The organism is Dolichospermum sp. FACHB-1091 (genome assembly GCF_014697585.1).
In the GTDB taxonomy this organism is placed as follows: Bacteria; Cyanobacteriota; Cyanobacteriia; order Cyanobacteriales; family Nostocaceae; genus Dolichospermum.
This window is the reverse complement of the sequence record NZ_JACJSB010000044.1, coordinates 21,488-32,039: the sequence shown is the minus strand read 5'-3', so window position 1 is coordinate 32,039 and position 10,552 is coordinate 21,488. Positions and strand designations below refer to the sequence as shown.

Below are 10,552 nucleotides of genomic sequence, written 5' to 3'. Positions count from 1 at the left end.
AACGGATTTAACTTCAACCAATCAATCATTGATTCTCAAGGTCGTGTAATTTCTACATGGGCTGACGTAATCAACCGCGCTAACTTAGGTATGGAAGTAATGCACGAGCGCAATGCTCACAACTTCCCTCTAGACTTGGCTGCTGCTGATGTTGCTCCTGTTGCTTTGAGCGCTCCTGCAATCAACGGTTAATAACTAGAGTCTAGTTAAATAAAAAACGCTCTCCTAGCGGAGAGCGTTTTTTTGTGTTCACTTTTCACATTCGCGTTTAGTTATATAATGACGATAGCGAAACATGACTTCTAACTGTGCTTGTACTAACCAACCACTCATAAATTCCACTCCATTACCCCCAGGCATGGCATAGGTAATATGATCAGTTAATCTAGTTTTGCCATTTTCTTCCGTAAATTCGTGACGATGTATCCAGGACTCAAAAGGTCCAGATATTTGTTGATCGCTAAACAGACGATATTTTTCATAGTCTGTGTGACGTGCTAACCAAGTTAAGGGTAAAATGCCCAGAAAAAGACGAAATTCTGTAATTGCACCGGCTTCTAGTCCTCCCTCACGTCTGACTACTTGTACAGGTTGCCAAGGAGGGGTGAGTAATTGTATTATGTCTGGCCTTTCATGAAATTTCCAAACTACTTCTACTGGTGCGTTAATGATTGAGGAATGTTTAAAGTGCAACATGAACAAAAACCTAAAATTTAGCCTGTAGCCTAAACTGCTAAAAATAACGAAAATAGATGGTTATTGTGGCTCTAAATTCATTAAAATATCAGAGAACGCTCAGAATATCTTATACTGCGATCGCTAATTGTGAAGAGCCAAAAATATTTGATAAATTTTTTTAATTTTCTTGGTTAAATATCCATTTTTTATGTGATAATAGAAATTGAGAAGTAATTTCGGTGTACCACGTTTGTTTTTAGTATTGATAGGCTTTTCCCCTTTGGTATTTACAGACTCTGATCCGAAGTCTAAATCTCTACACTTTTATGATTTTGGAGACGGTCTATGTCAATTTATGTAGGTAACCTTTCTTATGAAGTTACAGAACAGGGTTTAAATCAAGTCTTTGCAGAGTATGGCACTGTAAAGCGTGTCCAAATACCTACCGACCGAGAAACAGGTAGGGTTCGTGGTTTCGCTTTTGTAGAAATGGGTACAGATGCAGAAGAAACAGGAGCCATTGAAGCTCTTGATGCTGCTGAATGGATGGGACGTAACTTGAAAGTAAACAAGGCTAAACCCAAAGAAGATCGTGGTTCTTTTGGCGGTGGTGGTCGTAATCGCTACTAGTATCTATAGAGTTCGGTTAGAAAAATATCCCCTCTAGGATAATTAGGTTTACCATTAGCTCAGGTGTTTATTCCTGAGCTTTTTAATGGAAAATTTTATAATTAGCTGTTTTGAAACCATTTTACCGAATAAGGTAGAGAAATAATTTCCCTATTTGGCTGAAAATTACCGTTAAATGTGATGAAAAGGGGTATTTTGGCACATTGGCAGAAGTTATTAACAAAAGTCATTATAATCATGGGTAGCACTTGCTGTGCATTATTAGTCACAAAATATTTTGGAAACATTATTCTGTAAACTAACTAGCTATGAAAAACTGTCAAGACTAAGTTTCAAGAATTGGTAGATTTGGTAAAAAATCAAGGGATTGATTAATATCTTACAATTATTTTAACCTAAGATATTCGGAAGAATTTGAGAGTAAATATTGATAAAAATACCTATGGGAAAATAAACCCTAAAAATCAAGAATGTGAGGAGGATTAATATTCAAATATAAATACTTGTACTGGTATGAAATTTTTTCTAAAAATGCTAATGAAATTGACAGAATTATCAGGGATAGTTTAGTAATAATGTAAATAGTAGATATAAAGGATATTATTGTCAATATTTATTAAGATCGGGTAATTAGCTGAATAAAATTATTTACCAAATGAAGATCAGGTGAGGAAATCTGATCATTTAGATTTCATTTCATCAAAAAGCTAAAATATTGCAGAAGTAAGTAAGCAATTTAGTAAATGATTTACTCCAAGTATAATGGCGATTTATCGTAAATTATGAAATGGCAGTTATTGACACATAAACAGCGACAGATAAACCAAGCATTTACTATAGCAATGCTTACCATTTTTAGTGGGATAATTTGCATTTCTTGTAGTAATAATCAAGATATTTTAGTGACAGAAAGATCAGCAACTGCCCCAAACCCAAAGATAGGAAAAACATCCAAATATGCAGAATTTTATGTTCAGGGACAAACTCAACATTTTAAAGGTAATTATCAAGCCGCCATTGCTGCTTATAGTACATCAATTAAACTTAATCCTGAATATGCACCAGCATTTAAAGGTCGAGGATTAGTTTATTTTGATACTGGTAATAAAGAGGGCGCGATCGCAGATTATAATCAAGTATTACGTTTAAATCCCAATGATGCGGAAGCTTACAATAATCGTGGTAATGCTTTTTCATCTATTGGAGATTATAGAAGAGCGATCGCGGATTATAATCAAGCTATTAGCCTTAAGCCTAAATATGCCGAAGGTTACAATAATCGAGGTAATGCTCGTGCCAACCAAGGGGATAAAAATGGGGCGTTAGAGGATTATACTCAAGCGATTCGGATCAATCAAGAATATGCTGTAGCTTATAACAATCGGGGAAATGCCTACGCAGACAGAGGAGAACAGCAAAAAGCAATAGAAGATTATAATGAAGCAATTCGTATTAATCCTAATCTTGGATCTGCTTTTAATAATCGCGGTAATGCCTATGCTGCGATTGGAGATAAACGAGGGGCATTAAAAGACCTACAACGGGCAGCAGCTATCTTTGACAAGGAAGGGAATAAGGACTTGTATCAACAAACAAAGAAGAATATTGAAGAATTGAGACAATAATTTTAGATTTATGGGAAACTTATTCAGTATGTCAGCGCCGCAAAAAAATACAAGGCGAAAAAATACAAGAAAAACCTAACCTACTGACCCCTTTCCTTGTAGGGTAGAAGTTTAAAGAGAGGTTTTATATTTAAGTAAGTTGGTGTTAGTAACATCGCTAACGCTCCTTTCGGTTGAGAAGAGTCAGCTATATTGTCTCATTGTTGTTTGGGCAATTTTATTAATAAATGTTAAGTAATTTTATGTTTTTTTCTCACGCAGAGGCGCGGAGGCGCAAAGGAAGAGAGAAGGAGAGAAGAAAATGAAACCCAACTTTATAAAGCATTAAATTATTTACTGCATACCACGTAAGATATTAAAGCGGATTTTATTTATCCTTTACTACTTGCTTTAGATGTTCAGCAAGCCCTAATTATTGAAAATTGAAAATGGAGCTTATGGGAGTTGAACCTATGTCCAAATTCTGTACTGCTGTATACAGGAATTTAGAACAAAGTAAAATATTCTTCCCCTATCTCCTATTCAATTTTTAAGTTCACAGGTAAGCGGGTATAAATCCCTTGCGGATCATTCATTGTTTGTAAAATCTTGATTTCTTGTTGAAATTTTCCCAACTCATTTATTAACGGGTTATTGATTTTAATTTCAGTTTTTTCTATTCCTAATTTGGCTTTTGTTTCATCTAACTTTTTCCCAAAAAATCTTTCTCCCCAGCTACCGACTTGGGGATATTCTTGTAATTCCCAATTATTACCTAATTTTGCTTGTTTAGCTGCATATTCGATGGCTACATTTAACCCACCAATTTCATCAACTAACCCGATTTCTTTCGCTGCTGTTCCTGACCAAACTCTTCCTTGAGCAATTTCTGCGACTTTTGCAGTTGGTAGTTTTCTTCCTTGGGAAACTTTCTGCAAAAATAAATTATAAATACGGTCAACACTGCGTTGGTAAACTTCTAATTCTTGGGCTGATTTAGGACGGGAAATAGTTTGTTGATCTGCATATTCGGATGTTTTTACAGTATCCCAAGTAATGCCATTATTATTACCCAATTTTTGACCATTAAATAATACGCCAAATACGCCAATAGAACCTGTAATAGTGTTAGGTTCTGCAAAAATTCGGTTGGAGTCACTAGCAATCCAATAACCACCAGAAGCAGCTACATCTCCCATGGAAACAATCACAGGTTTAATTTGACGAGTTAGTTTGATTTCTCTCTGCATGATTTCCGCTGCGGTAGCACTACCACCAGGGCTATTAATTCGCAAAACTACAGCTTTTATTTGACTATTTTCCCTGATTTTAGTGAATATTTTAGCAAAGCGATCGCCCCCAATTTCTCCATCGTTACCACTACCATTGACTATTTCTCCTTCTGCATAAACAACAGCAATTTTATGATCTGAATCTACAGATTCTCCTGGAACTTCTGCATAATCACCCAAATTAATTTTTGTGAATGTTTTATCTTTTTCTTGCTGACCAGTTAATTTTTTCAAATCTGTGAATACTTGATCTTGATAAGCAGTCTTGTCTACTAAACCATTTGCTTGTGCTGCTGTGGCTTCTAAAATTGGTTGATTATTAGCGATCGCTTGTAACTTTTGCGGCTGTATATTTCGGCTTTTACCTACGGCTCTCCGCCATTCTCCCCAAATATCATCTAACAATTTTTGAGTTTGTTCCCGATTTTCTGGGCTGAGTTTATCCAGAATCAAAGGTTCTACAGCACCCTTAAATTTACCTACACGCACAATCTGCACGCCAATACCGTACTTTTGTAATGCTCCCGCTAAAAACATTGGTTGCGAACTTAAACCGTTCATTTCCATTGCCCCCATGGGATTAACTACGATTTGATTCGCTACGGAACTTAGATAATATTCTCTTTCATTCCAGTCTGTACTATAGGCAATAATTTTTTTACCTGTTTGACGGAATCTTTCCAGCGCTTGACGAATTTCTCTCAAGGAAGCATAACCAACCCCACTATTAGCATTAGTTCCATCTATATAAATACCCACAATACGTTGATCACGTCCTGCTTTGTCTAAAGTCTCCACAACTTTACGGAGTGTAATACTATTTTCATTAACACCACTGAGAGTTTTTTGTAATAATTCACTAGAATTAGATTCACTATCAGTGATTTTCAAAGACAAGTCAAATACTAACACTGACTTATCTTTGACTGTTGGTCCTGAATTTTGGGAACTAGCAACCGCAATTAATATCAGCAAAAATCCTAATGTACTGAGTCCAGAAAAAATCGTCAGTCCCAGTAAATTGCCAATTAAACTTGCTAAGGTTTGTTTAATAAAGTTATTCATGGGTTATTACTTATTAGTTATTAGTTATCGGTCTGTTACCACTTATCCGTTGTCAGTGGTAACAATCATCTTGCTATTTTATCCGCTGTAAACTGTGTGATTGCTTTAATTTATACAAATCTTTATTACCAGTACAAAATAACACAGTAGTTATTTCCGCAATTAATACCTCCGTTAATTCTATCACAGCGGCCTCCGATGTTGCCGCTGCCTTGAGGAAGGGCATTGCTAAACCAGCGATATCAGCCCCCAGAGCGATGACTTTAGCTACATCTAACCCATGACGCAAACCCCCAGAAGCAATTAAAGGAATATGGGGATCATAGTCCCGAATACTGGTGATACAATCTGCCGTGGGTATACCCCAATCCCCAAATGTTCGCCCCAAACGCCGTTGTAAGGACGTTTCCGCCCTTTCGCTTTCCACCAAAGCCCAGGAAGTACCACCCGCACCCGCAACATCAATGGCTGTGACTCCCACAGCTATCAGTTTTTCCGCCATTGTCGCCGAAATTCCATTACCTACTTCCTTCGCAATTACGGGGACAGGTAATTTACTGCATAATTTGGCAATTTTGTCAAGCAATCCCTTAAAATTAGTATCACCCCTGGGTTGAATAAACTCCTGTAAAGGATTAATATGTAGAATTAGGGCATCAGCCGCTGTTAAATCAATAATTCGCAAACATTCATCAAGGCCATATTCATAATTAAGCTGTACCGCCCCTAAATTAGCAAACAGGAGAATATCAGGCGCGTACTTACGCACAGCGAAAGTATCAGCAACTTGAGGTTTTTCCACCGCCACCCGCACAGACCCTACACCCATTGCTAACTTGTATTTTTGAGCTACTTCTGCAAGACGACGGTTAATAATTCCCGCTTGTTCTGTTCCCCCAGTCATAGAGGAAATTAATAACGGTGCATTTAGATATTTTCCCAGAAAATTCGTACTCAGATTAATATCTTTATCATTAAGTTCTGGTAAGCAAACATGAGTAAAGCGATACTTTTCTAAACCCGTCGTGATTTCTGAACATTCAACATTATCTTCTAAACAGATACGGATATGATCTGCTTTGCGGTTTTGAGTTTGGGCTGGAGTGTTGATAGAAGGGTTCACAGTTTAATATGGAATTATGTTAATATTTACATCTTTCACCAAACCAAAGCGATTATCCTGTCAGTTCTAGATATCTGAATATCTATTGTTGCAAATATTCTGCATATCCAAGCTGATCTAGTTTAGCTTGTTTTTCCATCACCGAATTACACAGACTTTGGCGATAGGCCACAACTTTTTGTAATAACTCCGGTTGGTGGGTAGCAAGAATTTGTACGGCCAAAAGTCCAGCATTTTTCGCGTTCCCAATGGCAACAGTGGCAACGGGTATTCCTGTTGGCATTTGTACTATAGAATATAAAGAATCCATACCTTGTAAATTCCGAGTCGAAACCGGGACACCAATTACAGGTAAAGGAGTTAAAGATGCTACCATACCAGGAAGATGAGCCGCACCACCAGCACCAGCAATTATTACTTTAATACCCCGTTGATGTGCGGTTTTAGCATATTCTACCATCCGTTCTGGGGTACGATGGGCAGAGACAATAGCAACTTCAAATACAATACCAAATTCTTCACAAATAGCGATCGCCTCTTTCATCGTAGGTAAATCAGAATCGCTACCCATAATAATACCAATTTCTACACTCATAATAATTAGGGATTGGGGACTGGGGAGGAGGGAATATATTTCCCAATGACTAACGACCAATGACTAATAACTAAAATAACACCCATGCTGGCAAACATAAACATTATTAACGCAAAAGTACCCGGTTATCAAGATCTACAAAGAATCTTAGTTAATCAAGAAGGCATAATTAACAGCATTATGCCCATGAATACAGCATGGGTTGAAACTATACCACAACATCTGCAAATTTTAGATGTAGCTGGAGACTGGATTTCTTTAGGTGGTGTGGACTTACAAATCAATGGTGGTCTAGGATTAGCATTTCCGGAATTAACATTGGAAAATTCCCATCATTTACCCAAAATATCCTCATTTTTATGGTCAGCAGGAGTTGATGGTTATTTACCAACCCTAGTCACGACTTCTATCGAAAATATTCACCGCTCCCTCGCTATTCTCACTGATTATACCTCAAATTCCCCAAATTCTGCACAAATTCTCGGAGTTCATCTAGAAGGACCATTCTTAAACTACTACAAACGCGGCGCACATCCATCCGAATATTTACTACCCCTTACCATAGATCAAGTTAAACGAGTATTAGGAGACTATGCTCCCATAGTCAAACTCATTACCATCGCACCAGAGTTAGACACCACAGGAAAAGTCATCCCTTATTTGCGTTCCCTGGGAATTACTGTTAGTTTAGGACATTCACAAGCTACCGCAGCCGAATCACAACAGGCTTTTTCTCAAGGTGCTACAATGATTACACACGCTTTTAATGCCATGCCTCCCCTACACCACCGCGAACCAGGTTTATTAGGTGCAGCAATCAATGATCCTCATGTATTCTGTGGCTTTATTGCTGATGGTCAGCACGTTAATCCAATGATTCTTAAAATTCTTTTGCGTGCTAGTAAAAGTCTATTTATCGTCAGTGACGCTCTTGCACCTCTAGGATTACCAGACGGTATCTATCCCTGGGATAACCGACAAATTGAAGTTGTTAATGGTACAGCTAGACTACAAGATGGTACTTTAACGGGAACAACTCTACCCTTATTAGTGGGAGTGCAAAATCTGGTAAAATGGGGGGTTTGTGACATAGAAAACGCCATTAATCTCGCTACGGATGCACCTAGACGAGCTATCAGTATACCAACATTTGCACCCAATCAACCAGCCCATTTATTACGCTGGAACTGGGATAAAGCTACTGAAGAACTCACTTGGCAAAGGTTAACCCTTGTAGAGACTTGACCGGTCAAGTCTCTACAATCTTTACCCCCAGATGTCTATTAAACTTCATTACGAAATCAGCAGCTAAATAAAAAACATGATAGCTTGTGATCTAGTGCAGCTATCACACAAAATTCACAAAGGAGAACACAGTGGCAATGGAATCAAACGTATTAACGGGCGCAACTGTAGATAATCAAGATATTAGCGACTATGTAGCCAATTTACAATTGCACATGACCCTACAAGCTCGCAACTTGATTCCTAACTTCCAACCTACCATACAAGATAGTCGTCAGCAATTACTTCATCAAACCCAAGCGGATTTTGAAAAATTCGCTTCTCGTCAAAGTCTATAGATTTAAAAGTATTTTTAGCACAATTAACATAAAATAAAGGCAGATATTGTGGTTTTCACCCCAGGGTATAGTCACCGTTTCTGCTTTTGATATTTTTTACGTATTTAGTTAATACAATCACTCTTTGGAAACAAGACCTAAGAGCAAAAAGCCGTTAAAATAATTGCAGTATTACATCACTCATCACTATCATATTTTGTTTTTGTAAAGGTTAAATGGCGGCTTGAATTAAAATGACTCCACTACTCCCTCGAAACCTCAGTGTTATTATCCGACCAGTCCAACATCGAGATTTGGACGGAATTGAATCCTTGACTCAAGAATCATTATCCCACCTTTCCCCCCAAGCAGCTACTGAATCTATAGGTGAAATGCAGTGGCTACGGCGCTGGTATGGATTACTTAAATTGTTGAGTTGGTTTCCTAACCCATTACAGTACCGCTTCTGGGGCTATATCGCCGAGCAGGGACGAATACTGTTAGGAATGATTCAAGTATCACCCTTTAACCGGACTCGCAGCACTTGGCGAGTTAATCAAGTCATGTTAGCACGAACCGGCGATCGCATGGGGGTAGGTTCTCAACTACTACGCCATTGCTTTGAATCAATTTTAGAAGCGCGGACGTGGATATTAGAAGTTAACGTTAATGATGTGGATGCTTTAGCACTTTATCGGCATAATGGATTTCAACGTTTAGCGGAAATGACATACTGGGAAATTAGTCCGCAGTTATTAGGGGAATTAATCCAAACCGAACCAGATTTACCCAATCTCTTGCCGGTGAGTAATGCTGATGCTCCTTTATTATATCAACTAGATACAGCATCCATGCCTCCTTTAGTGAGGCAAGTATTTGATCGTCACACCCACGACTTTAAAACTACCTTGTGTGGGGCGATAATTGATGCTGTCAAGCAGTGGACGAGCAAAACTGAAGTTGTCAGTGGCTATGTGTTTGAACCCCAGCGAAAAGCAGCTATTGGTTATTTTCAGATCCAACTGCACCGTACCGGGGCAAATCCTCATGTAGCAACTCTCACAGTTCATCCTGCTTATACTTGGTTATATCCTGAATTATTGTCTCAATTAGCTCGCATTGCCCAAGATTTTCCCCAACAAGGGTTACAATTGGCTTCTTCAGACTATCAGCCAGAACGGGAGGAATATTTAGAGCGTATTGGCGCTAAACGTCGAGAACATACCCTGATCATGTCTCGTTCAGTGTGGCATAAACTCAGAGAATCGAAATTTGTCTCCTTAGAAGGGATTCAGTGGCAAGAAATGTTACAAGGACTGCAACCAACCCGCAAACCCATACCTGGGGGAATGTCATGGATACCGCAAACACAACAGGTACAGCCAGAAAGAGCTATACCAACCCAGTCAGAAATTGTCGGTTTCCCTCATAAAAGTTCTCATATAGATACACCCTCTGCCCTAGACTCAGCCACAGATCAACCCCATGAACAACAATAACGTGATTTCTCCACAGCAATCAAAATCCTTTATCTCCGCTTTGGGTGTCGATGTTGGTAGTAAACGCATCGGTTTAGCGGGATGTGATGGGACTGGTTTAATTGCTACGGGTATCACCACCATTGAGCGTCGTTCCTTTGTCGAAGATGTAGCACAAATCCAGCAAATAGTCAACCAGCGACAGGTACAAATTCTTGTTGTTGGTTTACCATATTCAATGGATGGTACTATTGGTGTTCAAGCCCGTCACGTGCAAAAATTTGCCTCTAGACTGGCTTCGGCGCTCAAACTTCCTTTAGAATATATGGACGAAAGATTAACTTCCTTGCAAGCAGAACAACTGCTGATAGCTGAGAATCGTTCCCCGTCTAGAAATAAGGGTTTAATAGATCGTAAGGCTGCTGCATTGATTTTACAACAGTGGTTAGATGCTAGACGCAGTTTAGTACAGGGGGCGGTAACATTTACTGATGAGTGATCCCTTTTTACATGGTATTCTCAAAA

General features: G+C 38.6%; 10 protein-coding genes and 1 pseudogene. 7 read left to right on the top strand and 4 right to left on the bottom strand.

Going from position 1 to position 10,552, the window contains the following annotated elements; translation table 11 throughout:
* A pseudogene (locus H6G25_RS19840) lies at positions 1-192 on the top strand (photosystem II q(b) protein); the annotation flags it as partial.
* A gap of 57 nt (positions 193-249) precedes the next feature.
* On the opposite strand, the gene H6G25_RS19835 reads toward H6G25_RS19840, so the two are convergent.
* Positions 250-696 (bottom strand): SRPBCC family protein, encoded by a 447-nt coding sequence (locus H6G25_RS19835; RefSeq protein ID WP_168360159.1) that lies wholly within the window; start codon positions 694-696, stop codon positions 250-252.
* Between the two features lie 327 nt (positions 697-1,023).
* Between H6G25_RS19835 and H6G25_RS19830 the strand changes: the two genes are divergently transcribed.
* Complete coding sequence (locus H6G25_RS19830; protein ID WP_190393967.1) at positions 1,024-1,308, top strand: RNA-binding protein; 285 nt, start codon at positions 1,024-1,026, stop codon at positions 1,306-1,308.
* Between the two features lie 782 nt (positions 1,309-2,090).
* Positions 2,091-2,933 carry a tetratricopeptide repeat protein gene (locus tag H6G25_RS19825; RefSeq protein ID WP_190393966.1) on the top strand — a complete coding sequence of 281 codons (843 nt, stop codon included), beginning with the start codon at positions 2,091-2,093 and terminating at the stop codon, positions 2,931-2,933.
* Between the two features lie 518 nt (positions 2,934-3,451).
* On the opposite strand, the gene sppA is transcribed toward H6G25_RS19825, so the two are convergent.
* The 3 genes from sppA to purE form a co-directional block, all read right to left on the bottom strand.
* Positions 3,452-5,269 (bottom strand): signal peptide peptidase SppA, encoded by a 1,818-nt coding sequence (sppA, locus tag H6G25_RS19820; protein ID WP_190393965.1) that lies wholly within the window; start codon positions 5,267-5,269, stop codon positions 3,452-3,454.
* A gap of 73 nt (positions 5,270-5,342) precedes the next feature.
* On the bottom strand, positions 5,343-6,392 hold the full coding sequence (gene fni, locus H6G25_RS19815; protein ID WP_190393964.1) for a type 2 isopentenyl-diphosphate Delta-isomerase: 1,050 nt from the start codon (positions 6,390-6,392) through the stop codon (positions 5,343-5,345).
* 82 nt (positions 6,393-6,474) lie between these two features.
* Entirely contained in the window at positions 6,475-6,987 is a 513-nt protein-coding gene (purE, locus tag H6G25_RS19810; protein ID WP_190393963.1) for a 5-(carboxyamino)imidazole ribonucleotide mutase, read from the bottom strand.
* Positions 6,988-7,071: 84 nt separating this feature from the next.
* Between purE and nagA the strand changes: the two genes are divergently transcribed.
* The 4 genes from nagA to ruvX all read left to right on the top strand — a co-directional run bounded on the left by nagA (position 7,072) and on the right by ruvX (position 10,526).
* Positions 7,072-8,232: an N-acetylglucosamine-6-phosphate deacetylase gene (nagA, locus tag H6G25_RS19805; protein ID WP_199319818.1), complete on the top strand. Its 1,161-nt coding sequence runs from the start codon at positions 7,072-7,074 to the stop codon at positions 8,230-8,232.
* A gap of 137 nt (positions 8,233-8,369) precedes the next feature.
* Positions 8,370-8,570, top strand: coding sequence for a hypothetical protein (locus H6G25_RS19800; RefSeq protein WP_190393968.1), 201 nt, complete (start codon positions 8,370-8,372; stop codon positions 8,568-8,570).
* A gap of 233 nt (positions 8,571-8,803) precedes the next feature.
* A complete protein-coding gene (locus H6G25_RS19795) occupies positions 8,804-10,048 on the top strand; it encodes a GNAT family N-acetyltransferase (RefSeq protein ID WP_190393962.1) in 1,245 nt (414 codons plus the stop codon).
* The gene (ruvX, locus tag H6G25_RS19790) at positions 10,035-10,526 is read left to right on the top strand and encodes a Holliday junction resolvase RuvX (protein WP_137906919.1); all 492 of its coding nucleotides are present in this window, start codon (positions 10,035-10,037) and stop codon (positions 10,524-10,526) included. The genes H6G25_RS19795 and ruvX overlap by 14 nt, the downstream gene beginning before the upstream one ends.
* Positions 10,527-10,552: the final 26 nt, after the last annotated feature.